This window comes from Paractinoplanes pyxinae, from assembly GCF_026626335.1.
Taxonomy (GTDB): domain Bacteria; phylum Actinomycetota; class Actinomycetes; order Mycobacteriales; family Micromonosporaceae; genus Actinoplanes; species Actinoplanes pyxinae.
In genome coordinates, this window is the sequence record NZ_JAPNTZ010000004.1 from 535,128 (window position 1) to 558,007 (window position 22,880).

Genomic DNA, 22,880 nt, shown 5'->3' on the forward strand with positions numbered 1-22,880 from the left:
ACCGGCGGGTGGGCTGGTAGCGACGGGTCTCGATGCGCGGCTATCGTGTAGCCGGAAAGAAACTTTCACGTTTACGGGGGCTCGAGTGACTGCTGCGCGTAGGTTCGCCGCGATTTCGACGTCTGAGCCTCCGAAGGGGCAGCGGGTGCTGTTCCGGCAGGCCGTGGTGCTCGGCGGCAGCATCGCCGGGCTGATGGCGGCGCGGGTGCTCAGCGACCACGCCGAGCAGGTGCTGATCATCGAGCGGGACGACCTGGTCGAGCTCGATGTGGCCGACGAGCGGATCGCGGCCGATCCCGAGAACGCGATCGGGCCCCGGCCGGGGGTGCCGCAGGGCAGCCAGGTGCACGCCCTGCTCCCGTCGGGGCTGAACCAGCTCGAGCGGTTCTTCCCGGGATTCATCGAGGCGGCCCTGGCCGCGGGCGCGGTCAACCCGGCGCCGGACACGAACCGGTTCTACATGGACGGCAAGCTGCGCGACGATCCGCCCAGCGGGCCGGCCGCCCAGGCGCTGGTGTCCAGCCGCCCGTTTCTGGAGGCGCTGATCCGGCACCGGGTGCTGGCGCTGCCCAACGTGCGGACGGTCCACGGTCGCGCCGAGGGGATCGTGCTCGACGGGGACAGGGTCGTCGGGGTGCGCCACGGCGACCAGGAAGTGCCGGCCGACTTCGTCGTCGACGCCATGGGGCGGTCGAGCCGGCTGGGGGACTGGCTCGAGTCGCACGGCTTCCCCAAGCCGCCGATGCAGCGGATGGGCATCAAGCTGAACTACGCCACCGCCCTGTTCCGGCGGCCGGCCGACGCCACGGTGCTGACCTGCATCTCGATCGCCAACCCGGGGCCGGGCAAGGTGGCGCGGATCGGAGGATTCACGCCGATCGAGGGCGACCGGTGGACGGTGCTCGTCTCCGGGTACGACGACGACCGGCCGGGGCGGGACGCGGGCGAGTTCCGGGAGCGGTGCGTCGACGACTTTCCGTCCGAGTTCGGCGAGGTGGCCACGACGGCCGTGCAGGTCGGCGACGTCATCACCTACCACCAGGCGGACAGCCGGCGGCGGGACTTCCACAAGCTGACCCGGTTCCCGGCGCGGCTGGTCGCGGTGGGGGACGCGGTGGCTTCCTTCAACCCGGTGTACGGGCAGGGGATGACGTCGGCGACGCTGCACGCCTCAGCGTTGTCCGAATACCTGCGCGGCGGGGCGGACCTGGCCAAGCCGGCCACCTCCTACTTCGAGGATGTCAAAGTCGTCGTGGACGCGGCCTGGCAGGTCTCGACGATGGCCGACCTGGCTCTGCCGCACGTCGACGGGCCCTACCCGAAGGGCTACAAGGCCATCAGCTGGGCCAGCGGGCTGGTGTTCAAGGCGTCCATGCGGGACCAGACGATCAACCAGCGCCTGGGCCAGGTCACCACGATGCTGGCCCACCCGAGTGCGCTGACCGAGCCCCGCTTCCTGCTGCGCGCCCTCGCCATCGGCGCCCGCGCCTGACGGCGGCAGCTCGCGCCTGACGGGGTTGCCCGCGCCTGACGGGGGTTGCCCGCGCCTGATGGCGGCTGCTCGGGCCTGGCGGTGGCTGCTCGCGCCTGGCGGTGGCTGCTCGCGCCTGGCGGTGGCTGCTCGCGCTTGGCGGCTTCCTGCGCCTGGCGGCTTCCCGCTCGTGACGGCGCCTGCCCCACGCCTAAGGGTGCCTGCTCACGGCTGACGGTGGCTGCCCGCGTCTGGGAGCGCGCTCGCGGGCCGGTCGGCGATGGGCCGGCTGGGCTATGGCCCGCGCCACACGGCGTCACATCGGCTTTTGGCGTCTCGTCCTTGGTTCAGACGGATGAGACGGGTCGATGAGAGGGATGGACGCCATGAGGATCGCGGTCGCCGGAGGCACCGGCTGGGTGGGCAAGCTGGTCGTCGAGCAGGCGCGGGCGGCGGGGCACGACGTGGTGGTGATGTCGCGCTCGACGGGTGTCGACCTGATCACCGGCTCGGGGCTTGACGAGGCTCTGCGCGGCGTCGAGGTGGTGATCGACGTGGCCAACGTCGAGACGCTGAGCCGCAAGGTGGCGATCGAGTGGTTCGAGAAAGAGACCGGCCACCTGCTCGCGGCGGAGGAGAAGGCCGGCGTCAGGCACCACGTCGTGCTGTCGATCGTCGGGGTTGACCGGGTCGACTCGGGCTACTACGCGGGGAAGCGCCGCCAGGAGGAGCTTGCGCTGGCCGGGCCTATCCCGGTCACCATCCTGCGGGCGACACAGTTCCACGAGTTCGCGGCCCAGATGATCGCCCGCGTGCCGGGGCCGGTGAAGGTCGTCCCGACGATGGTGACCCGGCCGGTCGCGGCGGCCGACGTCGCTGCCGAGCTGGTCCGGCTGGCCGAGGGGCCGGCTCAGGGGCTGGGGGCCGAGATCGCCGGGCCCGAGGTTCTGAAGATGGGCGACATGATGAAGCGGATCGCCAAGGGCAAGCTGGTGCTGACCCTGCCGCTTCCGGACGCCGCTTCGCGGGCCATGGCGCACGGCGGCCTGCTCCCGACCGGCGACTTCCGGCAGGGCGAGATCACCTTCGACAAGTGGGCGGCCACCCGATGAAGCTGGGTGCCAAACGCTGGCTCGTCGCGGCGCTGGCCGTCGTGGCGGCGGTCGCGGGCACGTGGGCGGCGGCGTTTCCGATGTCCTTCTACAGCGACTTCCCGGGATTCCGCACCGGCTGGGTTTCGACGCTGGGCCCGTACAGCGAACATCTGATCCGCGACGTCGGCGCGCTCTATCTGGCTTTGCTGGTGCTCAGCGTGTGGGCCTGGCGGCGCCCCACGGCCGACGCCATGCGGGTCACCGGTGGGCCTTGGCTGATCTTCAACGCCATCCACTTCCTGTGGCACATGCTGCACCTCGAGATGTTCGCTACCGTCGACAAGGTCGGCAACGCGGTCAGCCTCGGCGGTGTGCTCGTGCTCTCGATCCTTCTGCTGCTGCCCGTCAAGAGCGGCGCGGAAGATCGGGACGTGGCATCGTCGAGGCATGGGTAACCGCGTACTCGGCCTGGTTGTTCACCCCCGCAACGACGTCAGCGAATCGGTCGCGACGGTCACGGCGCTCGCGAGCGAGCACGGCATCCGTGTCGTGGCGCGGCCGTCCGACGCCGAACGGCTCGGCCCGGGCGTCGAAGCGCTCGACGACAGCAAGTTCGCCGACGGCGTCGACTTCGTGTTCAGCCTGGGCGGCGACGGCACGATGCTCGGCGCCATGCGGCTGGTCGCCGGGCGGCCGACCCCCGTGCTGGGGGTGAATCACGGCAACATCGGCTTCCTCATCGAGGTGACGCCCCGTGAGCTGCCGCGCGCCCTCGAGAAGCTGATCGCCGGCGACTTCAGCCTCGAACCGCACAGCTGCCTCGAGCTGACCGGCCACGGCGACGCCGCGCTGGCCTTCAACGACGTGGTGCTCACGGCGACCACCCCGTGGACGGCGGTCAGCCTCGACCTCGAGATCAACGAGGTGCGGCACGGCTATTTCCGCAGCGACGCCGTGGTCGTCTGCACTCCCACCGGGTCGACCGCCTACAACTACGCCGCCGGCGGCCCGATCATCTCGCCGTCGGCGCCGCTCATCGGCCTGACCCCGGTGGCTCCCATGGCGGGGATCAGCCGCCCGATTGTGCTCGGCGGCGACGAGACCGTGCTGCTGCGGGCACCCGGCCACGAGACCCGGCTCTCGCTCGACGGCGCCACGATCCTCACCGTGCCGGCCGAGACGGACATGGTTCTGCGCATGCGCCCGAACGCGGCCAACGTCGTCCGCTTCGACCAGAGCACGCACGGCGCACGGGCCCGGGTCAAGCTGAGCGTGCTCGACCTGCCTCTGCGCCCCGACCAGCTGGTCGAGCTCGTCCCCGAGGAGCTTCGGGACAGGGCCCGTCATCTGACTGATGTAGCGGAGGACAAGCAGGCCTAACGTCGGTCGTATGACCGAGACCAGGATCCAGGTGCCCGTCGAGCGGGTCACCTTCACGACCACGAAGACGTTCGACGACGTGCTGGCCGGGATCTACGAGGGCGTCTCGCGCCCCGACCTGCCGGCCACCGTGAAGGGCTGGAACACCGCTTCCTCGTACGAGGAATTCGAGGAACTGGCGACGAAGGCGGCCGGCCCGTCGGGGTTGCTGCAGTTCCTTCGGCTCGACCAGGACGCGGTGCTCAACAAGATTCCCGGCCGGACCCCGCAGCGGCTGGTCCGCCTGCTCGTCGGCAATCCGTACACGATGACGCTGATGACCCGGCACATCGCCGAGGCCGGTTCCTACGCGCCGGTCACTCTGCTCGTCTGGGAGGACGGCGACGAGGTGCGGGTCGCCTATGACACGACGGCGAGCCTCCTCGAGCCGTACGGGAACGAAAGCGCTCTCCAGGTCGCGCGCGAGCTCGACGACAAGGTGATCACCCTGCTGCGGCGGGCTTGCGCCGGGTGACCGGCGACGGGCCTGTCCCGAGGCGGAACAGGCCCGGCCCCGATCACACGACGACGCCGCCCTGGATGACAGTCCGCCCCGAAGGCCCGCCCCAAAGCACCGACGGCGAAGACAGCGGATCGCCGTCGACGATGAGCAGGTCGGCCACCGCACCCGGCGCCACCCGGCCCAGACCCTCCCGGCCCAGCAACGCGGCGTTGACCGAGGTGGCCGACTTCAGCGCGGTCAGCGCCCCGTCCACCTCGACCTGCAGGCGCAGCCCGTTGAGCTGCTCGTCCTCCAGGACGCCCATCAGGTCGGTGCCGAAGCCGACGCGCACGCCGGCCTCCCGCGCGAGGACCACGGCCTGCCGTCCCGCGTCCAGCACCTCGCGGTTCTTGGCGCGGGACACGGCGGCCATCCCCAGCGATTCGCCGCGCCGGTCCATGGCGTCGTACGCGGCCAGCGTCGGCACCAGGAACGCCCCGGCCGAGGCCATCGCGGCCGCGGTCGGCGCGTCGAGCAGGTTGCCGTGCTCGATCGTGCGCACCCCGTTCTCGATGGCGTGCCGGATCGACTCGGGGGAGTAGGCGTGCGCGGCCACGTAACTGCCGCGCCGCGCCGCCTCCGACGTGACCGCCCGGATCTCCTCCGGCGAGTACTGCGGGATCCGGATCGGGTCGGTCAGCGACACCACCCCGCCCGACGCCATGATCTTGATGGCGTGGGCGCCCCGCCGCAGCCGCTCGCGCACGGCCACCCGCAGGTTGTCCACCCCGTCGACCACCTCGCACGTGTGCGCGTTGCAGCCGCACACGTCGGAGTCGGCCGCCCGGAAGTCGCCGTGCCCACCGGTCTGGCTGAGCGCCGCCCCCGTCCACAGGTAGCGCGGCGCCGGCAGCAGCCCTTCGCGGATCGCCCGGTCCAGCCCCGCATCGCCACCCGAGGGGTCACGCACGGTGGTGAAGCCCCGCGACAGCGCCGCCTGCAGACGACGGGCCGCCACCAGCGCGACATAGCTCAGCGGGCGCGACTCGATCTCCAGCATGTTGAGACCGATTCCGTACGCGTGACAGTGCGCATCGATGAGGCCGGGCAGCACAGTCCGCCCGCGCGCGTCGATGGTCGTGTCCGCCGCCTGCGGGGCGCCGCCGACGTCCGTGATCCGGCCGTCGACGACGTGCACCGCGCCCTCGGTCAGCTCGTCCGACACCCCGTCGAAGATCGCGGCGTTGACGATCGACAGCGACGTCATGCGCGCGAAGCCTCGAACGTTACCGGGTCGACCACGACGCCGTAGTCCTGCAGGGCGGCCGAAACCGAGACGAAGCCGTTGCGCACATCCGCGGCGACGAGAGAGACGGAGCGCTCGAACGGGTTGCCGTAACCCCCGCCCCCACCGGTGTTGTTGACCAGCACGTCACCCGTGTCGAGCAGGTTGTAGCTGCCCCCGGTGACCTTCTCGCGGTCGGTGCCCGGGTTGAGCACGATGTGGTTGTTGTCGCCCTCGGCCCCGCCGTCGATCGACCACGGCTTGGTCTTGGTCTTGTAGACGATGCAGATGCCGGTCGACGGGGCCGTGAACCGGTACGACCGCTGCACGCCGACGCCGCCCCGGTTGCGCCCGGCGCCGCCGGTGTCGGGCCGGTAGCCGTACGACTCGATGAACATGGGCGACTTGGTCTCGAGCACCTCGACCGGGTTGTTGCGGCAGCCCGGCTCCGAGATGTGCATGATCCCGTCGGCCCCGTCGCCGCCCGCGTGCCCGCCGAAGCCGACCGCCTCGTTGGTCGCCTCGAGCCAGGCCTCGCCGTTGCGCGGGTTCACGCCCAGCCCCATCATCGAGCAGACGTCGCCGCCCGAGCAGGCCGGCACCAGGTCGGGCATGCCCTGGGCCAGCGCCTTGAGCACCACCTCGCCGCCGAGCAGCCCGGTCCACAGGGTGAAGGTCGGCATCGGCGGTACGGCGTGCATGACCGAGCCGGGCTCGGTGATCACCCGCAGCGGCCGGAAGTTGCCCGCCACCACGGGGGTGTCGGGCGTGGTCAGCGACTTGAAGATGAGGCTGCAGAACGCCTCGGTCTGCCCCACCGGCAGGTTGATCGGCCCGCGGACGTCCTTCTCGCTGCCGGTCCAGTCGACGATCATCTCGTCGTCGGTGACGGTCACGGTGACGTTCATCTTGATCATGCGGTCGAGGTCGACGCCGTCCTGGTCTACGAAGTCGTACGCCGTCCAGGTGCCCTTGGGCAGCTTGGCCAGCGCGATGCGGGCCAGGCGCTCGCCGTGGTCGTTGATGGCGGCCATCGCCTCGGTCAGCGTGTCCGCTCCGTACTTCGCAGCGATTTCCTGCGTACGCCGTACGCCCGAGAAGCACGCCGAGACCTGGGCCTGCAGGTCGCCGATGGTGCGCTCCGGCATGCGGCTGTTGAACTTGACGACGTTGAAGATGTCCTCGTTGATCTCCCCCTCGCGGTACAGCTTGGCCGCGGTGAAGAAGATGCCCTCCTGGTACATGTCGGTGGAGTCGAGGACGTAGCCGGCGTCCTTCTGCTTCAGGTCGAGCACGTGGATCCGGCACGAGGTGAAGCCGATCAGCTCGCCGCCGGCGCTGTGGACGGGCGCGAACACCAGCGGGTCGAGCGTGTGGGCGGACGACCAGTACGGGTAGTTCAGCAGGATCACGTCGCCCGGCCGCAGCTTGTCGCGGCCCAGGAACTCGACGGCCTTCTTGATGCCGTGGTCGTTGCCGCGGGTGAAGACGGCGATGCCGGGGGCGTCGGCCACCACGTCGCCGTTCGCGTCGTGGATCCCGATGCCGTAGTCGTGAATCTCGTAGACGACCGTGTTGTAGGCCGTGCGGCACAGGTTGCGGGCCATCTCCTCGGCCGCGGCCAGCAGGCCGTGCCGGATGACCTCGATGGTGATCGAGTCGACGGTGCTCATGCCCCTGCCTTTACGGTGATGACCATTTCGCCGTGGTCCCCGACGCGCAGGGCGTCGCCGGCGTGGATGACGGTGGTCGCGGTGTGCTCGTGGATGACGGCCGGTCCGGCGATCTCGTCGCCGGCCAGCAGCTCCTCGCGGGTGTAGAGGGCGTACGGAACCGCGGGCTGGTCGGCCGAGACGTAGACGTCCCGGGTGCCCTCGGCCTTCAGTTCGTCCGAGCCGCGGGTGGCCAGCGCCGGGAGCGTCGGCTTGTCGACCTGGCCCGAGGCGCGCAGCCGCAGCGTGGTGATCTCGATCGGGTCGGTCATCACGTGCCCGTAGTGCCGTTCGTGCAGCTCGGTGAACTCCCGCTCGACAACTGCGGCGACCTCGGTCGTACCGGCGGGAACCGGAACCGTGACCGTGTGCTCCTGGCCGGCGTAGCGCACGTCGACGCTGCGGGTCAGCACCTGCTTGTCCGGCGCGAAACCCTCGGCCCCCAGCGCCTCCGCGGCCTCGGCGGCCATCTCGGCGTAGCTCGCGGCGACGGCGGGCGAGTCGAGCTCGGCCAGCGAGGTCACCGCCGTACGGGCGAAGTCGTGCTGGACGTCGGCGAAGAGCATGCCGAAGGCGGAGAACGCGCCCTGCCCCGGCGGCACGATCACCGTGGGGATGCCGAGCTCGTGCGCCACGTCCACCGCGACCAGGCCGCCACCGCCGCCGAAGGACAGCAGCGCGAAGTCCTTGGGGTCACGGCCGACCTCGACCGTGATGGCCCGGACGGCGCCCATGATCTTCGTCGTCGAGATCCGGATCATGCCCCGGGCCAGGCCGAGCGGGGTCATGCCGAGCTTCTCGGCCAGCGGTTCCAGCGCGCCCAGGGCGAGCCGGTCGTCCAGGCTGAGCCGGCCGCCGAGCGCCGCCGTGGTGCCCATGTAACCGACCGCCAGCGCGGCGTCGGTGAAGGTGGGCTGGGTGCCGCCCTTGCCGTAGGACGCGGGACCGGGGTCGGCGCCCGCGCTCTGCGGGCCGACCTGCAGCGCGCCCGCGTCGTCGAGCCAGGCGATCGAGCCGCCGCCGGCGCCGATGGTGTGGATGTAGAGCGATGGCGTGTTGATCGGCAGGTTCTCGAACTCGGCCCCCTGGTGCAGCACCGGCTCGCCGTCGATCACCAGCGACGCGTCCAGGCTGGTGCCGCCCATGTCGATGGTGATCAGGTTGGGCTGGCCGATGAGCTCGCCGAACGCGGTGGCCCCGATGACGCCGCCGGCCGGGCCGGAGAGGATCAGGCTGACCGGTTGCTCCCGGGCCGAGCTGGCCGTCATGGCGCCGCCGCCGGAGCGGGTCATCAGGAACCGCCCGCCGAAGCCGCCGCCGGCCAGTTCGCCCTCGAGGCGTTCCAGATAGCGGCGGACGATCGGCTTCACGTAGGCGTCGAGCACGGCGGTGCTGGTCCGCTCGTACTCGCGGTACTCGCGGGACAGCTCGTGCGAGACGGTCACGACCACGTCCGGCGCGACCTCGGCCAGAATCTCGCGCATGCGCGCTTCGTGGGCCGGGTTCGCGTACGAGTGCAGGAACGCCACCGCGACCGAGTCGTAGCCTCGCTCGGCAATGGTGGCCGCGACCGTACGGGCGGCTTCCTCGTCCAGCGGCCGGTGCACCGAGCCGTCGAACAGGCTGCGCTCGGGCACCTCAAAGGTGTCGTAGCGCTCGACGAGCGAGGCCGGCTTCTTGTACGTGATGTCGTAGTTGGTGCGGCGGTCGGTGCGCCCGAGCAGATAGACGTCCCGGAAACCGGCGGTGCCGATCACCGCCGTACGGGCCCCGGTGCGGGTCAGCAGGGCGTTGAGCCCGAGCGTGGTGCCGTGGGTGAACATCCCGACCTCGGCCATCGGCGCCTCGGTCGTGCCGAAGGCGTCCAGGACGCCCGCCGTGGGCTGGGACGGCGTGGTCGGCACCTTGCCGAACCGGATCTCCCCGGTGTCCGCGATGAGTTCGACGACGTCGGTGAAGGTGCCGCCGACGTCGATCGCGACGCGGCTGTTGGTGGTCATCGTGAGATCGCCTTTCGCCTTTCCGCTCTGTTTTCCGCGCGCGGCAGCTCGCGTACGGAAAACGCGGAAGTGACAGCTGACAGAGACGGCCCGTTGTCCGGCGGGCGGATCAGCTGGATGGACGTCGCCGGTTGGCGTCGGCGAGGCCCCGAACCTGTCACAGCCGTTTCTGGGGTGTCAATCGGCGCTGGTGAGGTGGCCGGCCGGCGTGAACAGGCGGTTGCCCGGCGCTGCACAGCGAGCCGCGCCGCCGCTGTGCTGAGCGCACATCCGTGGCGGAACGGCCACCGTCAGCATTTGCCAACTCCAACCACCCGAGACACCGGGGGTACCGATGGTTCGCAGCGTCCTCACCCTTCAGGCAGCCGCCGGCCTCGGCGGCGCGCTGGAAGCCTTCTACGCGGATCAGCGGATTCTGGAGCGGTCCCGCGCTTTCCCCGGGTGCCGCGCCGCCGAACTGTTGCGATCCGTCGACGACAGCCCCGCGACCCACCTGGTCATAGCCGACTGGGACTCGGCCGCGGACTACCGCAACTGGGTCAACGACCCGTGGCGAGCCTCTTTGTCCGAGGGGCTCTTCGCACTGCTTGACAAAAACGACGACGAGCCGCTCGTTGGCGGAGTTTTCGAGCTCGTCGAGCCTCTTTCGCGGAACTCAGAGGAGCCCCAGTGATACGAGTAGCCCGACCCCTCGCCGTCGGCCTGGCCGCCGCGGTGGCCCTGACCGCCTGCAGCAATCCCAACAACAGCGACAACGCCGCCGGCGGAGCGGCCTCGGCCGCCCCGGCCGACAAGAAGCTCAGCATCGGGTTCTTCGGCTTCGCCAAGGCGAACTCGTTCGCCCAGGCCACGTGGGCCGGCGTGCAGGAGTACGCGAACGCCAACAACGCCGAGGCGACCTTCCTCGACTCCAACTTCGACGGGCCGACCCAGGTCAACCAGCTGCAGGACGCCGTGACGTCCAAGCGCTACGACGTGGTGATCGTGCAGGCCAACGACGGCACGGCGATGGTCAACCCGGTCAAGCAGGCGGTCGCCGCCGGCATCACCGTGGTCGTCGAGTTCACCCCGGTCGGCGGCAAGTACGACACCATCGAGCCGCAGGTGCCCGGCACCGTCAACATCATCGACCCGCCCACGGTCAACGGCGACGGCCTGGCCAAGATGGCGCTCGAGGGCTGCAAGACGGTGACCGACGGCGCCTGCAAGGTCGCGTACTTCCAGGGCTTCGCGAACTACCCGCTGGACACCGCCCGCACCGAGGCCGCGGTCAACGCGCTCAAGGCGGGCGGCGCGGCCGAGGTCATCTCGAACTTCGTCGGCGGCTACACCCCGGACAGCGGCCGCGGCGCCATGCAGAATCTGCTGCAGGCCCACCCGGACGTCAACGTGGTGATCGGCTCGTCCCAGGCGCTGCAGGGCGCGACCCCGCTGGCGGCCGGCAAGAAGATCACGTTCGTCGGCAACGGCGGCTCGCAGCAGGCCTACGACTTCGTCGAGAAGGGCACCTGGTACGGCACGTACGCGATGCCCGAGAAGGCCCAGGGTTCCAAGGCGGCCGAGCTCGGCATCAAGAAGGCCCGCGGCGAGAGCGTCCCCGAGGCGACCGACGCGTGCTCCACGCTGACCGACTACGCGTGTCTGGGCACCAAGGACAAGCTGGCCGGCAAGACGGCGGACTACTCGGACTGACGGCGCGGGCGCCGGGGAGCTTCCCTCCCCGGCGCCTTCGGTGGTGAGGAGGGCTGATGAGCAGTCAGAAAGCGCCGTCGATCGCGGTGCGCGGCGTCGGCAAGAGCTACAGCGGCGTCTCCGTGCTGCGCGACATCGACCTGGACATCGCGCCGGGCGAGGTGCACGGGCTGGTCGGCGAGAACGGCGCCGGCAAGAGCACTCTGCTGAAGATCCTGGGCGGGGCGATCAGGGCCGACGCCGGCACGCTGAGCTTCGACGGCGAGCAGGTCACCGTGGGCAGCCCGCGCGACTCGATCGCCCACGGCATCAGCCTGATCTCGCAGGAGGGCGCCCTGGTGCCGGCGCTCTCGGTGCTGGACAACGTGTTCCTGGCCCGCTGGTCGCACCGTGGCGGCCTGGTCAGCGCCCGCTCCGACCGCAAGCGCCTGGCCGCGCTGCTCGAGACGACCGGGTTCTCGGTCGACCCCGACGTCCGGGTCGACACCCTGCCCATCGGCGTCCAGCAGCAGGTCGAGATCCTGCGCTCGCTGGCCCGGGGCGCCCGGGTGATCGCCATGGACGAGCCGACCGCCGTGCTGGCCGAGCACGAGAAGGACAACCTGCTCGCGCTGATCCGCAAGCTGGCCGCCGGCGGCACCACGATCATCCTGGTCTCGCACTTCCTGGAGGAGGTGCTGTCGGTCGCCGACCGCATCACCGTGCTCCGCGACGGGGCCCTCATCCGTACGGTCGATGCCTCCGATACCTCGCCCCGCGAGCTGGTCGGGCACATGGTCGGGCGCGAGATCGACGTGCTCTACCCCGATCCGCAGCCGGTCCCGGAGGGCGCGCCGGTGGTGCTCTCGGCCCGGAACCTCAGGCGCGGGCTGGTCAACGGGGTCGACCTGCAGGTGCGCTCGGGCGAGATCCTGGGCATCGCCGGGCTGGTCGGCAGCGGGCGCACGGAGACCCTGCGGCTGCTGTTCGGAGCGGACAAACCGGTCGAGGGCGTCGTCGAGGTGGACGGCGCCGCGCTGGCCGCGCACACCCCACGCGCGGCGATGGCGGCCGGGGTGGCGATGGTGCCGGAGTCCCGCAAGGAGCAGGGCCTGGTCATGCAGCGCTCGGTGGCCGAGAACGTGGCCCTGTCGTCGCTGTCCGGCCGGCGTTCCGGCCCGTTCGTCAAGCGCCCGGCCGAGAAGACGGCGGTCGGCGAGATCTCCAAGTCGGTCGACATCCGGGCCGCCAACCCCGAGGCCCCGATCGAAACCCTCTCCGGCGGCAACCAGCAGAAGGCCCTGTTCGCCAAGTGGTTGCTGCGCAAACCCAAGGTGCTGCTCATCGACGAGCCCACGCGCGGCGTCGACGTCGCCGCCAAGACCCAGATCCACCACCTGATCACCGGGCTGGCCGCCGACGGCATGGCCGTCGTCTGCGTGTCGTCCGAGATCGAGGAACTGCTGGCGCTCTCGCACCGGGTGCTCGTGCTGCGGCACGGCGAACCGGTGGGGGAGTTCCCGCGCGGCACCACACCGGAGGTCGTCGTCGCGGCCGCGTTCGGTTCGCATGAAGGAGAACCCAGTTGAGCGTCGACACCACGCCCCAGACCGCGGCGGCGCGCACGCCGGCCGCGGGCAACATGTCGCGCCTCGCGTTCCGGATGCGCGACTACGGCATCGTGGCCGCCCTGGTGATCATCGTGATCGCCCTCTCGGTCAGCACCGACACGTTCCTGACCAGCGGCAACCTGGTCAACCTGCTCGACCAGACGGCGGTGCTGGGCCTGCTGGCCACCGGCGCCACGATATGCATCATCAGCGGCGTCTTCGACCTGACGGCCAGTGCCACGCTGGCCCTGTCGGCCATCATCGGCGTGCAGGTCGGCCGGGTCACGGATGTGTACGTCGGTTTCGCCGCGGCCGCCGTGGCCGGGGCGCTGCTCGGCTTCGTCACCGGCACGGTGGTGGTGCGCAGCGGCGTCAACTCGTTCGTCGGCACGCTGGCCACCAGCCTGGTCTACCGCGGCCTGGCCGTCATGGTGACCGGCGGCGCGATCGTCTACCCCCTCACCCAAAGTGCCGAGACCTTCGGCATGCTGACCTGGCCGTCCCTGTTCGGGCTGACCTCCGCCACGATCATGTTCGTCGTGGTGGTCGCGATTCTGGCGGTCGTTGTTTCCCGTACGACGTTCGGCCGCCGCCTTTACGCGGTCGGCGGCAACGCGGAGGCAGCCCGCCTGTCCGGCATCAGGGTCGGCTCGATCCACGTCACCGCCTTCATGATCAGCGGCGTCTGCTCGGCGCTGGCCGGGCTCATCCTGGCCTCGCGGGCCGGCTCGGCCCAGTCGACGATGGCCACCGGCATGGAGCTGACCGCGATCGCGGCCGCCGTGGTCGGCGGCACCAGCATCCTGGGCGGCGAGGGCGCGGTGTGGCGGGCCCTGGTCGGCGCGCTGCTGCTCACTCTGATCGGCAACGGCTTCAACCTGCTCGGCTGGGACACGATCTATCAGCAGGTGCTGCAGGGCCTGCTGATCCTGTTCGCCGTCACCATGGACCGCTGGCTGCGAAAACGCACCCGCTGACCCGAGTACGATCATCAAATGCCTGCTCAGGGCGAGGATGTCGCCCACATCGGGGTGACCCTGCGGCCGCATCGGGCGCACGCCGCGGTGGTGCACGGCGCGACCGTCCTGCCGGTGGAACCGGTCGCGCCGGCCCGCACCGACCTCGAGGGCGTGATCGCGGCGGCGGTCGGGGTGGCGCTGCGGGCCGCACCCGGCGGCGCGGGCGCGGTCACCGTCGACCTCGCCCCGCTGCTGCTCGACACCCTCGTACGGCCCGAAGCCGAAGTGCCGCCGGTGGCGGTGGTCCGGATCGTGCCGCGTGCGGCCACCGACCCGGCCCTGGCCCGCTCGCCGGCCGAACGGGTCGAGCGCCGGATAGCCCGCCGCTGGACCGTGGCCGGCGGGCACGACCTGCTCGGCAACGAGCTCTCCCCGCTCGACCGGGACGGACTGGCCCTGCTGTGCGAGGAGCTGGCCGGCACCGGCATCCGGCACGTGGCGATCGTGGCGGCCGGCTCGCAGGCCCGGCCGGCCCACGAACGCGAGGTGGCCGACGCGATCCTGGCCGCGGTGCCGGGGGCGCGCATCTCGGCCGCCAGCGACTACGGCGGGCAGGGACTGGTGGCCCGGGAGGCGACCGTGGTGATCGACAGCGCGCTGACCGCGCTCACCGAACGGGTGCTGGACCGGTGCGAACGTACGCTGGCCCGCCTGCCCGGCTCGCTCGAGCTGCGCGTGGCCCGGGGCGACGGCGGCTACAGCACCCCCTCGCGCATCCGGGTCACCCCGGTCATGGCGTTCGGCGCCACCGACAGCCTGGAGCTGTGCGGCGCCGCCCACCTGGCCGGGCTGGACGACTGCCGTGTGCTGCTGGCCCGCGACGGGCGCCCGGTGGCCGGCGAGGTGCGGCACGGCCTGGCCGTGGTGCGCCCGGCCGAACCGCCCGGCCTCGGCACCGAGCTGGTGGTGCCGATGGCCGTGCTGACCGCGGTGCCGGAGGCTTCCCTCGCCGACAGCGCCGACGTGCCCGTCATCCGGCCCGACGCGCCGCCGCACGTGCTGGCCTGCGTCGGCGCGGCGATCAGCCAGCCCGCCTCCTGGCTCGACGAAGTCGCCTTCATCGAGTCGGCGGCCGAACTCGACCACGTGCGGCGCGAGGCCGAGGAGAGGGCCACCGCGATGGTGATGGCCAACGGCGCTGCCCCCGGCTCGACCCGGGTCGCCGAGGTCTCGACCGTGGCCGTGCCGTACAGCCCGTCGGGCACGATCCGCATCCGGGTGCGGGTGGCCGGCTCGCCCGACACGTCGCTGGCCCGCCGATGACCGGGCAGCCCGGCTACATCGGCGCCAGCTCGTCGATCACCGCCGAGGACGTGCCCGCGCTCTACGAGGGGGCCAAGTTCTACTCGCCCGCGGTGGGCGACGCCAACCGCTCGTCGATCACGTCGTGGCTGGCCGGGCTGCTCGACCGCAACGGCCCGGTGCCGCTGCTGCGGGTCGAGGGCGTCCCGCCCGAGACGCCGTGCGTGTCGGTCTGCGTGCTGGGCTCCGGCTCGGCGATGGCCGACCTGCCGCCGGCCGGGGACGAGTTCGAGATGGCCGTCCGGCAGATCGAGCGGCTGCAACGGGTGTCCTTCGGGGCCGTCTATCCGCTGGCCGCGGCGACCATCAGCGCGCTGGTGGCGGTGGTGACTGCGGCCCAGCTGCGGGTGCCGCTGCTCGACGCGGACGGCATGGGCCGGACCTTCGCGCTGATCCACCACACCGCGATGCACCTGTCCGGGGTGTCGCCGACCCCGCTGGCCGCGGTCGGCCCGACCGGCGAGAGCGTGCTGGTCGAGGTGCCGGACGGGCCGCGGGCCGACCGGATGTTGCGGGCCAACGTGGACACCGTGGGCGGCTGGGCCGCCCTGGCCGCGTACCCGACCACCGCGGGCGTGCTGCGCCGGGCCGCCCTGCCCGGCACGGTGTCCCGCATCGCCAACGTGGGCCGGCTGCTGCTCGACAGCACCGACCCCGACCTGCTGGTCACCCGGCTCGGCGCGATCACCGGGTGCCGCCGCCCGGCCCGCGGCCGCATCGTCGAGCTCGAGCACCTGAGCCGGCCCAGCGACGTCACCATCCCGGCCCACCCGTCCAGCCTGGTCGTCGAGGAACTGGGCGGGCTCGGCCGGCAGCTGCGCATCGAGCTGCGCAGCGAGATCGTGGCCGTCTTCGCCGACGGCGCGCTCATCGCCGGCGCGCCCGACCTGATCAGCCTGCTCGACGTGTCCCGCGGCGTGCTGGCCACGCTGGACAGCCTGGAACCGGGCGACCTGGTCGACGTGCTGGTGACCCCGGCCGACGCGGTCTGGTACTCGCCGCGCGGGATGGAGATGGTCGGCATGGGCTCGCACGGCATCCCCCTGGCCCATCCGCGGCGCCGATGAAACGCTCGTCGACCCTCCCCATCACGCTGGGCGAGCTGGCCCGCATCCAGCCCCTGGCCGGCGCCGAGGCGCACCTGGCCGACCCGTCCCGCCAGGTCGTGCAGGTGGTGCTGGCCGAGACGTTCGACCGGCTGCGCCGCTGCACCCCGCACAACCTGGTCGTGCTGCACGACGAGGCGGCCACCGGCGGCTGGTCGCTGGCCGCCGCCCTGCACCTGGCCTGGGAACGCAACCTGTCGGCGGTGGTGGTCTCGCGGTCGGTGGCCGGCGGCTCCAGCGTCGCGCTGGCCGAACGCCTGCACATGTCGCTGATCGTCATCGACGACGACCCGATCGAGGTCGCCCTGCAGCTCGCCGGCCAGGTCAGCGCGCCCGCCGCGGCCCGCGCGCTGCGCCAGGCCCGGCTGGCCGAACAGCTGGCCGAGCAGACCGGCATCCGCGGGGTGCTCGGCGTGCTCAACCGCGAGCTGCAACAGGTGCCGGTGGCGCTCGTGGTGGGCGGCGTGGTGATCGGCGGGCAGAGCGCGGCCCTGACCGAACGCCCGCAGGTGCGCCAGATCGAGGTCGAGGTGCACGCGCCGGGCGAGCGCTCGGCGGCTCGCCTGGTCGCCGCGGTGCCCGTGCCCGGCCCGGCCTCGGTGGAGCAGGTGGAGTCGCTGCTGCGCCTGGCCCGTCCCTCGCTGCAGGCGGCGTGGGCGCAGAGCCGCCTCGACACGGCCACCCGGGCCGCCCACGAACAGGCCGCGTTCGACCTGCTGCGGCGCCTGCCGTCCGCGCCGTCCCCGGCCGACGTCGAGGTGCCCGGCTGGACCAACGAGCTCGGCTGGCAGGTCGGTGAGGCCAACCGCGCGGTGTGGCTGGCCCCGCTGCGCCCGTCCGGCGAGCCGCCGCCCGAGATCACCTACCTGATCCGCGCCTCCTGGCAGCGCGGCCACACCACCTGGCCCCTGGTGGCCGAGGGCGACGGCTGGATCAGCTGGCACAGCGGCGCCGACCCGTCCGAGGTGACCGCGCTGCGCCGCGCCCTGGCCGCCTTCCGTGACTCGGCGGTGGCCCACCGCCTGGTCATCGGGGTCGGCCGCGCCCACGCCGGGGTGGCCGGCCTGATGCGCTCGGTGGCCGAGGCCCGCCTGGCCGCCCACGTGGCCCGCGAGGAAGGCCCGGGCGCCGTGCAGTGGTTCGACCAGGTAGGCGCCAACGCGGCCCTGGCCTGGTTGCCCACCACCGAGATCGCCCAGGTGGCCGACCTGACCCTGGAGGAGTTGATGGCCGCCAAGGACAGGGCGGCGCTGGTGCAGACGGTGCTGGCCGTCCTCGACTCGGGCGGTTCCCTGAGCCAGGCGTCACAACGTCTCGGCGTACACCGAAACACGGTCCTGGCTCGGCTGGCCCGGGCCCGCCAGCTGGGCCTCACCTACGACGAACCCGGCCAGCGCCTGGCCCTGCACGTCCTGTCGTACGCCCTGACCACCCTCTGGAGCGACACCACAGCCGACTGAGAGCGCGTCACTCGCAGACGACGCCGTCCTTGTCCCGGTCGGGATACCACGAGTACTCCGGGTCCTCGCCGCGGTAGTACGGGCCGTAGCCGGCCTTCTTCGCCTTCGCGCAAGTGGAGAACTGCGGGTCGAGGCCGCCCTCGTCGTCGCCTTCGTCCTCGTCTTCGTCAGCCGGGGCGGGCGGAGTGGTGGCGGCCGCCTTCGTGGGCTTCTTCGTGGCGGGCTTCGGGTTGTCGTCGCCGTTCGGCTCGCAGGCCTGGCCGTCACCGTCGCGATCGAGGGCGACCCGGAAACCCGGATCGGTCTGACCCAACGGGGCCGCCCCGGCGGCGGCGACCGCCGCGCAACTGGCGTAGTACACCGGCTTCGCGCTCGGCGAGGACGCGGCCGACGTCGCTGGTGCAGCCACGATGTCCTCATCGACGTTGTCGGTTGTGGACGAGGTGACTGGTGCGGCGACGGCCGCCGGCTGCTCGGCCGGACCGGCGCTGTTGTCCTCGGTGAGGGCGCCGATCGTGATGCCGACGACGGCGAGCACCCCGAAGACCCCGAAGACGACCATGCCGATCCGCCGCTGCCGAGCCTCCTCGGCCTTGCGGTGAGCCTCCTTCTCGCGGCGCTGAGCCACCACGTTCCACCACGGCGCGGAGCTGGCCACCGGCGCCACCGGGGCGCCCACGACGGTCCACCACCACTGCCGCGTCGCGGTGACGCGCCTGTTCCACCACGTTCGAAGGCCGGCGGCCGGCATCGCCCCGGTCGGCGGCGGATAGTGCGGCGGGTACGGGTTCTGCGGGGGCACGCCGGGCGCTTGCGGCCACGGATCTTCAGCCGGCGGATGTGACATGGCCCGGAGTTTGCCTGACAAGATCAACTGACGGTCTAGGTCGAACGGATCGTCAAGATCGACATCAAGTGCATCACCAGACCCGATCGGACCTGACCTGACCCTGGAAGAGCTGATGCCCATCGCCGCCGAGGCGGCGCACCGGCAGGCTTCGGATGTCGTGACGACATCGCCGCCGGCGGCGCACCGGCAGGCGTCGGAGAAGCTGGAGCAACGTCGGGCGGCCGCAGCGGCGGCGAAGCTGGCGCAGGAGCAGACGAAGCGGCATGCGGCCGCTGTTGCCGCACGGGAGGCCTAGACCGGCTGGGCCGAGAAGGCCATCGAGGTCGACGAGATCGACTCGTGGCTGGCCGATGGCTCGGACGGCAAGCCGGTCAGCATGGGGTCGGCCGTTTTCGCCGCCGTCCTGGGCGTCGTAGCTGTCGCTTCGATGGCGCCGGCAGCGCGTCGTGGCGCTGCTCGGCGGCATCGCGGCTTGGGCGCTGTGGACAGTGGGTCGTAGGTACCGCCAGCACCAGCGTGCCCGGTGGCGACTGAAACGCCATCGCCTGATGCAGGCCCGCGGATGCGGCGCACCGGGCTGTTCCCGGTGCGCCGTCAGATGAATCCCGGGTGGTCCGAGCCGCCTATGATGTCAGGCGGTTGGGGTCAGGCCGAGCACCTGGGCCAGGACGTCCACCTGGGCGGGGTCTCCGGCCCAGCAGTACAGGACTAGTTCGTCGGCGCCGAGGGCGCGGTAGGCGGCCACGGTGTCGGCAAGTTCGCCGGGGTCGGTGATCGGAATGCCCCAGTCCTCTCGGCCGTAGTAGGCGGCCAAAGCTCGTCGGGCCGGGGTGGCGGCTTCGCCGAGGGCCACGTTCACCTGGCCGACGATGCGCGGCCGGCCGGTGCGGCCGGCGGCGGCCCAGTCCTCGCGGACGGTTCGGATCAGCCGGCCGGCCCAGGCGAGAGGGGCCGCGCACAACAGGCCTCGCCGTGGCGGGCCACCCGTCGCAGGGCGGCCGGGGCGAAGGCGCCGATCAGGATGGGCGGCCCGGCCGGCGTGGCCGGTCGTGGGCCGATGCGGCCGTCCCGCCAGATCTGCCGGAGCTCGGTGAGCTGAGCGTCCAGCCGGCGGCCGCGGGCGGTGAAGGGCACACCGGCCGTGGTGTAGTCGTCCTCGCGTACGCCGATGCCGATCCCGAGGGTGAAGCGGCCGCCGGACATGACGTCGAGGGTGGCGACCTGCTTGGCCAGCAGGGCGGAGGCGCGCAGCGGGCCGAGCAACACCTCGGTCTGCAGCCGGATGCGGGACGTCGCGCCGGCCAGGACGGACAGGGCGACGAGGGGTTCCGGGTTGTCGTGGACGAGCCGGTCGAGCAGCGCGAGCGTGTCGAATCCGCACGCCTCGGCGCGTCGCGCCCAGTCGATGAGCAGGCGCGGATCGGTGATGGGCAGGCCTAGGCCGAAGTGCATGGGGTGCTCCTACGGAGATGGGCAGCGTTCAACGGCTGTCGCCCTCTCCTCCCGCGTATGGGGCGGGCCCCGGCTCTTCTGCGACGCGTTTCCCGAGCCGGGAGGTGGAGTTCCGGGTCGAAGGTTACTCCCCCCGCGTACCTGGGGAACAAGCGCCTGCCGGGTGGCGCTGCACGAAAGGTGATCAAGCCTGACCTGCGCCTTTCGTTGCTCGACCGGTCTCGTACTCGTGTGGGGGAAGCGGAATCGGCGGGGGTCCGGGGGACGGTGGCGCGGGCCGCTCGGGTGGAGCGGCTGGGGTACGACCGGTTCTGGGTGGCTGAGCATCATGGGGTGCCGGGAATCGCGGGGGCGGCGCCGGCTGTGCTGTTGGCGGCTGTTGCGGGAGCCACGTCGACCATTCGTATCGGGTCGGCCGGGGTGATGTTGCCGCATCATCAGCCGCTGGTGGTGGCTGAGCAGTTCGGGACCTTGTCGGCCTTTGCGCCGGGGCGGGTGGATCTGGGGCTGGGGCGGTCGCCGGGGTTCACGCCGCCGGTGCGGCGGGCGTTGCGGCAGGTTGATCGGGACTTCGCCGTCGACCTCGGGGAGCTGCGGGGATATCTGGACGGGACGTCCGAGGTGGGGCTGCATCCGCGGCCGGACGGGGCGGTTCCGCTTTACGTGCTGGCCACCGGTTCCGGGCTGGAGATCGCGGCCGAGCTCGGGTTGCCGGTGATCGTGGGCGGGCCGCTGCTCGGAGTGGGTGGTGATCCGGCGCGGGGGCTGGAGGCGCTGGCCGGGTATCGGCGGGCCTTCCGGCCGTCGGCGCAGCTGGCGGAGCCGTGGGTGGCGGTCAGCCTCGACGTGCTGGTCGCCGACACCGCGGACGAGGCCGCCGACCTGCTGCTGCCCGAGGCTTGGGCGATGGCTCAGAGCCGTACGACCGGGGTCTTCCCGCCCTTGCAGTCGGTGGCCCAGGTGCGGGCCGCCGGCAAGACCGCGCGCCAGCAGCAGTACCTCGAGCAGACCGCCGCGGCGGCGATCGTGGGGGCGCCGAAAGACGTGGAGAGCAGGCTGGGCGAGCTGCTGGACCGGACGGGCGCGGCCGAATTGGTCGCGGCCGGCAGCACCTTCGACCGGGACGCGCTGGCCGCCTCGGACGCGGCGCTGGCGGCACTGTTCGGGCGGTGAGCAACTACCGTGCAGCCATGCCCGAGTCCGTGGACCTCTCGAGTCCGGCTGCCCGCCGTGAAGTGCTGCGAAGCGTGGACGTCGACGACCCACGGCCGCACCACGACGTACTCAGAAGGATTTTCGACCTGGAACGGGACTGGCGGGAAGGTCGAGATCACGGCGAGGACGACGAGTTCGAGCAGATCTACCTGGCGGCCTTCCTGCTGTTCCTGATCGGCGACCCGGCCGACTCGCCGCGCCTGTACGCCGCGAAGTTCCGCACCGGCGACATGGACCTGGGCATCGGTTTCGACGCCCAGGCCATCTTCGGCGCCGGCCGGAGCGAGACGCTGGACTGGTTGCGGGCCAACGGCCACACCGACGAGTACGACCATCTCGTTCGGTGGCTGGCCGAGTCCGAGGATCCGAGGATCGAGGACTGGTCCCGGTACCGGCGCGAGTACTTCTATTCAGCGGACGGCGTGCTGGAGCTGGACGAGTTGGGCGGCCCTCACGGGAGCTCGGCCGCCGCGTCGTAACGGCGGCGCACGTCGGCCATCTCGGACTCGGTCAGGGCCTCCCGGGCGGCCAGATCGGCGTACTTGGGCGGGAACAGCTGACGCAGGCGGTCGGCGTACGTGACGTCGGCCGTGGCCTCGACGGCCTGGATGCCCGGCGGGTTCGTGGCGAGGTCGAGGATCACCGGGCCGGCCAGCTTCACCGCCACGTCCCAGGGGCGCTTCGGCTCGGCCACCCCGCACAGGTGGAAGCCGTACACCGTACGCACCTCGGCGAGGGTCGCGGCGTCGGCGGCTTCGTGACCGTAGACGCGGACGCCGCAGATCACGGGGGCGGGCGTGGCCGGCTGGGCCGAGTGCCCGGCGTGGTTGTGCTGCCCGGGGTCCGAGCTTTCGAGGGTGGTCCGCATCAGGCTCACCACCTGCGCGTCCACGTCCGGTTCGGGGTCGCCCGGGTTCGCCAGAGCGGCGGCGCCGGCCGACACCGCCAGCAGGATCGCCGCCACTCCGACGTACCGACTTCTGATCATGTTCGCCTCGTGCTCGTGTTCGCCTCGCCGGTTCAGGTGAAGGTGACGTCGCTGCACCACATGTAGGCCTGGTCCTGGTGGGAGGCCTGCCAGATGACGAACAGGATGTGGTGGCCGGTGTAGCCCGAGGTCGAGACGTTGAACGAGATGTTCTGGGCCGGGGCGTAGCGGCCGGTCTGGGTGATGAAGTCGAGGTTGCCCCAGCCCAGGCTCTGGGTGGCCGGGTTGAACCCCTGCTTGCTCACGTAGACCCGGAAGTAGTCGGCGCCGTGACTGGCCTGGTCGTACATGTTGACCGTGAAGTTGCGGCCCAGGTTGGTCGTGCGCCAGGCGCCGGGGCGGTTCAGGCTGTTGTTGCGGGTCAGGCCGTTGCTGCACAACTGCCCATCGGGCGTACGGGCCTGGAACTGGCCGCCGAGCCCGTCGCGCAGGGCGCTCATCCAGTTCCACATGGTGTCCGGGTTGGCCTGGAACGCCTGCCAGCACATCGGGTCCTGCTGCTGCATGGCCGGGTTGGTGTGCTGGCTGCCCCAGGCCTGCCAGCACTGGTAGGCGCGGGTCGCGGGGCCGACCACGGTGCCGTGGGCGTGAGCGGCGCCGGCCGAGGGCAGCAGGCCGGCCGTCAGGGCGAGCAGCACGACGAGCACCTGAGTGATTCGAGATCGCACGGTGTCTCCTCCGTTGTTCGGGGATCGGGGGATTGGGAGCGCTCCCATCGAGGGTCGCACCGATGTGCCGAAATATCAACGGTTGTCTATTCAAGCCGGGTTTCTTCAGATCGGGG

Annotated in this window: 23 protein-coding genes; 15 read left to right on the forward strand and 8 right to left on the reverse strand. The window is 71.7% G+C overall.

The genetic code is table 11. From position 1 onward, the window contains the following. The first annotated feature begins 145 nt into the window (after positions 1–145). From OWR29_RS13685 to OWR29_RS13705, 5 genes are all read left to right on the forward strand, one after another. Complete coding sequence (locus OWR29_RS13685) at positions 146–1,492, forward strand: FAD-dependent oxidoreductase (protein WP_267563122.1); 1,347 nt, start codon at positions 146–148, stop codon at positions 1,490–1,492. 365 nt (positions 1,493–1,857) lie between these two features. Next, positions 1,858–2,583, forward strand: a complete 726-nt coding sequence (locus OWR29_RS13690) for an SDR family oxidoreductase (protein ID WP_267563123.1) — start codon at positions 1,858–1,860, stop codon at positions 2,581–2,583. Beyond that, entirely contained in the window at positions 2,580–3,020 is a 441-nt protein-coding gene (locus OWR29_RS13695; RefSeq protein WP_267563124.1) for a hypothetical protein, read from the forward strand. The genes OWR29_RS13690 and OWR29_RS13695 overlap by 4 nt, the downstream gene beginning before the upstream one ends. Then, a complete protein-coding gene (locus OWR29_RS13700; RefSeq protein WP_267563125.1) occupies positions 3,013–3,945 on the forward strand; it encodes an NAD(+)/NADH kinase in 933 nt (310 codons plus the stop codon). The genes OWR29_RS13695 and OWR29_RS13700 overlap by 8 nt, the downstream gene beginning before the upstream one ends. A 10-nt stretch (positions 3,946–3,955) precedes the next feature. After that, positions 3,956–4,459 (forward strand): DUF302 domain-containing protein, encoded by a 504-nt coding sequence (locus OWR29_RS13705; protein WP_267563126.1) that lies wholly within the window; start codon positions 3,956–3,958, stop codon positions 4,457–4,459. Positions 4,460–4,502: 43 nt separating this feature from the next. On the opposite strand, the gene OWR29_RS13710 is transcribed toward OWR29_RS13705, so the two are convergent. From OWR29_RS13710 to OWR29_RS13720, 3 genes are read right to left on the reverse strand one after another with little or no spacing between them, the layout of a single operon-like run. Beyond that, positions 4,503–5,693 (reverse strand): metal-dependent hydrolase family protein, encoded by a 1,191-nt coding sequence (locus OWR29_RS13710; protein ID WP_267563127.1) that lies wholly within the window; start codon positions 5,691–5,693, stop codon positions 4,503–4,505. Beyond that, positions 5,690–7,384, reverse strand: a complete 1,695-nt coding sequence (locus OWR29_RS13715; RefSeq protein WP_267563128.1) for a hydantoinase B/oxoprolinase family protein — start codon at positions 7,382–7,384, stop codon at positions 5,690–5,692. The genes OWR29_RS13710 and OWR29_RS13715 overlap by 4 nt, the downstream gene beginning before the upstream one ends. Beyond that, positions 7,381–9,423, reverse strand: coding sequence for a hydantoinase/oxoprolinase family protein (locus OWR29_RS13720; RefSeq protein ID WP_267563129.1), 2,043 nt, complete (start codon positions 9,421–9,423; stop codon positions 7,381–7,383). Before OWR29_RS13720 ends, OWR29_RS13715 begins: the two co-directional genes overlap by 4 nt. Before the next feature lie 334 nt (positions 9,424–9,757). Between OWR29_RS13720 and OWR29_RS13725 the strand changes: the two genes are divergently transcribed. Genes OWR29_RS13725 through OWR29_RS13755 form a run of 7 tightly spaced genes read left to right on the forward strand, consistent with a single transcriptional unit; the run spans position 9,758 to position 17,591 of the window. Beyond that, positions 9,758–10,096 carry an antibiotic biosynthesis monooxygenase family protein gene (locus tag OWR29_RS13725; RefSeq protein ID WP_267563130.1) on the forward strand — a complete coding sequence of 113 codons (339 nt, stop codon included), beginning with the start codon at positions 9,758–9,760 and terminating at the stop codon, positions 10,094–10,096. Further along, positions 10,093–11,115, forward strand: a complete 1,023-nt coding sequence (locus tag OWR29_RS13730) for a sugar ABC transporter substrate-binding protein (RefSeq protein WP_267563131.1) — start codon at positions 10,093–10,095, stop codon at positions 11,113–11,115. Before OWR29_RS13725 ends, OWR29_RS13730 begins: the two co-directional genes overlap by 4 nt. 56 nt (positions 11,116–11,171) lie before the next feature. Further along, positions 11,172–12,683: a sugar ABC transporter ATP-binding protein gene (locus OWR29_RS13735; protein ID WP_267563132.1), complete on the forward strand. Its 1,512-nt coding sequence runs from the start codon at positions 11,172–11,174 to the stop codon at positions 12,681–12,683. Then, positions 12,680–13,681 (forward strand): ABC transporter permease, encoded by a 1,002-nt coding sequence (locus OWR29_RS13740; RefSeq protein ID WP_267563133.1) that lies wholly within the window; start codon positions 12,680–12,682, stop codon positions 13,679–13,681. Before OWR29_RS13735 ends, OWR29_RS13740 begins: the two co-directional genes overlap by 4 nt. Positions 13,682–13,699: 18 nt before the next feature. Further along, positions 13,700–14,986: a hydantoinase/oxoprolinase N-terminal domain-containing protein gene (locus OWR29_RS13745; RefSeq protein ID WP_267563134.1), complete on the forward strand. Its 1,287-nt coding sequence runs from the start codon at positions 13,700–13,702 to the stop codon at positions 14,984–14,986. Beyond that, positions 14,983–16,092: a DUF917 domain-containing protein gene (locus OWR29_RS13750; protein ID WP_267563135.1), complete on the forward strand. Its 1,110-nt coding sequence runs from the start codon at positions 14,983–14,985 to the stop codon at positions 16,090–16,092. Before OWR29_RS13745 ends, OWR29_RS13750 begins: the two co-directional genes overlap by 4 nt. After that, positions 16,089–17,591 carry a PucR family transcriptional regulator gene (locus OWR29_RS13755; protein ID WP_267563136.1) on the forward strand — a complete coding sequence of 501 codons (1,503 nt, stop codon included), beginning with the start codon at positions 16,089–16,091 and terminating at the stop codon, positions 17,589–17,591. Before OWR29_RS13750 ends, OWR29_RS13755 begins: the two co-directional genes overlap by 4 nt. Before the next feature lie 7 nt (positions 17,592–17,598). On the opposite strand, the gene OWR29_RS13760 is transcribed toward OWR29_RS13755, so the two are convergent. Further along, a complete protein-coding gene (locus tag OWR29_RS13760; RefSeq protein ID WP_267563137.1) occupies positions 17,599–18,438 on the reverse strand; it encodes an excalibur calcium-binding domain-containing protein in 840 nt (279 codons plus the stop codon). Positions 18,439–18,553: 115 nt separating this feature from the next. Here OWR29_RS13760 and OWR29_RS13765 point away from each other — a divergent pair, with 115 nt between their 5' ends. Further along, a complete protein-coding gene (locus OWR29_RS13765; RefSeq protein ID WP_267563138.1) occupies positions 18,554–18,736 on the forward strand; it encodes a hypothetical protein in 183 nt (60 codons plus the stop codon). A 336-nt stretch (positions 18,737–19,072) separates the two neighbouring features. Here OWR29_RS13765 and OWR29_RS13770 read toward each other — a convergent pair whose 3' ends face one another. Together OWR29_RS13770 and OWR29_RS13775 are read right to left on the reverse strand one after the other, a co-directional pair. After that, complete coding sequence (locus OWR29_RS13770) at positions 19,073–19,402, reverse strand: F420-dependent oxidoreductase (RefSeq protein WP_267563139.1); 330 nt, start codon at positions 19,400–19,402, stop codon at positions 19,073–19,075. Next, positions 19,366–19,893, reverse strand: a complete 528-nt coding sequence (locus OWR29_RS13775) for an LLM class flavin-dependent oxidoreductase (RefSeq protein WP_267563140.1) — start codon at positions 19,891–19,893, stop codon at positions 19,366–19,368. Before OWR29_RS13775 ends, OWR29_RS13770 begins: the two co-directional genes overlap by 37 nt. Positions 19,894–20,073: 180 nt before the next feature. Between OWR29_RS13775 and OWR29_RS13780 the strand changes: the two genes are divergently transcribed. Then, a complete protein-coding gene (locus OWR29_RS13780) occupies positions 20,074–21,066 on the forward strand; it encodes an MsnO8 family LLM class oxidoreductase (protein ID WP_267563141.1) in 993 nt (330 codons plus the stop codon). A gap of 17 nt (positions 21,067–21,083) precedes the next feature. Next, positions 21,084–21,587, forward strand: a complete 504-nt coding sequence (locus tag OWR29_RS13785) for a hypothetical protein (RefSeq protein ID WP_267563142.1) — start codon at positions 21,084–21,086, stop codon at positions 21,585–21,587. Here the strand turns inward: OWR29_RS13785 and OWR29_RS13790 are convergent. Further along, on the reverse strand, positions 21,560–22,096 hold the full coding sequence (locus tag OWR29_RS13790; RefSeq protein WP_267563143.1) for a hypothetical protein: 537 nt from the start codon (positions 22,094–22,096) through the stop codon (positions 21,560–21,562). The genes OWR29_RS13785 and OWR29_RS13790 overlap by 28 nt on opposite strands. 32 nt (positions 22,097–22,128) lie before the next feature. Continuing rightward, positions 22,129–22,764 (reverse strand): lytic polysaccharide monooxygenase auxiliary activity family 9 protein, encoded by a 636-nt coding sequence (locus tag OWR29_RS13795; RefSeq protein ID WP_267563144.1) that lies wholly within the window; start codon positions 22,762–22,764, stop codon positions 22,129–22,131. Positions 22,765–22,880 lie beyond the last annotated feature (116 nt).

Coding starts and splice junctions, on each gene's coding strand:
- OWR29_RS13690 (WP_267563123.1), top strand. CDS start 1,858: ATGAGGATCGCGGTCGCCGGAGGCACCGGCTGGGTGGGCAAGCTGGTC.
- OWR29_RS13695 (WP_267563124.1), top strand. CDS start 2,580: ATGAAGCTGGGTGCCAAACGCTGGCTCGTCGCGGCGCTGGCCGTCGTG.
- OWR29_RS13700 (WP_267563125.1), top strand. CDS start 3,013: ATGGGTAACCGCGTACTCGGCCTGGTTGTTCACCCCCGCAACGACGTC.
- OWR29_RS13705 (WP_267563126.1), top strand. CDS start 3,956: ATGACCGAGACCAGGATCCAGGTGCCCGTCGAGCGGGTCACCTTCACG.
- OWR29_RS13710 (WP_267563127.1), bottom strand. CDS start 5,693: ATGACGTCGCTGTCGATCGTCAACGCCGCGATCTTCGACGGGGTGTCG.
- OWR29_RS13715 (WP_267563128.1), bottom strand. CDS start 7,384: ATGAGCACCGTCGACTCGATCACCATCGAGGTCATCCGGCACGGCCTG.
- OWR29_RS13720 (WP_267563129.1), bottom strand. CDS start 9,423: ATGACCACCAACAGCCGCGTCGCGATCGACGTCGGCGGCACCTTCACC.
- OWR29_RS13725 (WP_267563130.1), top strand. CDS start 9,758: ATGGTTCGCAGCGTCCTCACCCTTCAGGCAGCCGCCGGCCTCGGCGGC.
- OWR29_RS13735 (WP_267563132.1), top strand. CDS start 11,172: ATGAGCAGTCAGAAAGCGCCGTCGATCGCGGTGCGCGGCGTCGGCAAG.
- OWR29_RS13745 (WP_267563134.1), top strand. CDS start 13,700: ATGCCTGCTCAGGGCGAGGATGTCGCCCACATCGGGGTGACCCTGCGG.
- OWR29_RS13750 (WP_267563135.1), top strand. CDS start 14,983: ATGACCGGGCAGCCCGGCTACATCGGCGCCAGCTCGTCGATCACCGCC.
- OWR29_RS13755 (WP_267563136.1), top strand. CDS start 16,089: ATGAAACGCTCGTCGACCCTCCCCATCACGCTGGGCGAGCTGGCCCGC.
- OWR29_RS13760 (WP_267563137.1), bottom strand. CDS start 18,438: ATGTCACATCCGCCGGCTGAAGATCCGTGGCCGCAAGCGCCCGGCGTG.
- OWR29_RS13765 (WP_267563138.1), top strand. CDS start 18,554: ATGCCCATCGCCGCCGAGGCGGCGCACCGGCAGGCTTCGGATGTCGTG.
- OWR29_RS13775 (WP_267563140.1), bottom strand. CDS start 19,893: ATGCACTTCGGCCTAGGCCTGCCCATCACCGATCCGCGCCTGCTCATC.
- OWR29_RS13785 (WP_267563142.1), top strand. CDS start 21,084: ATGCCCGAGTCCGTGGACCTCTCGAGTCCGGCTGCCCGCCGTGAAGTG.
- OWR29_RS13790 (WP_267563143.1), bottom strand. CDS start 22,096: ATGATCAGAAGTCGGTACGTCGGAGTGGCGGCGATCCTGCTGGCGGTG.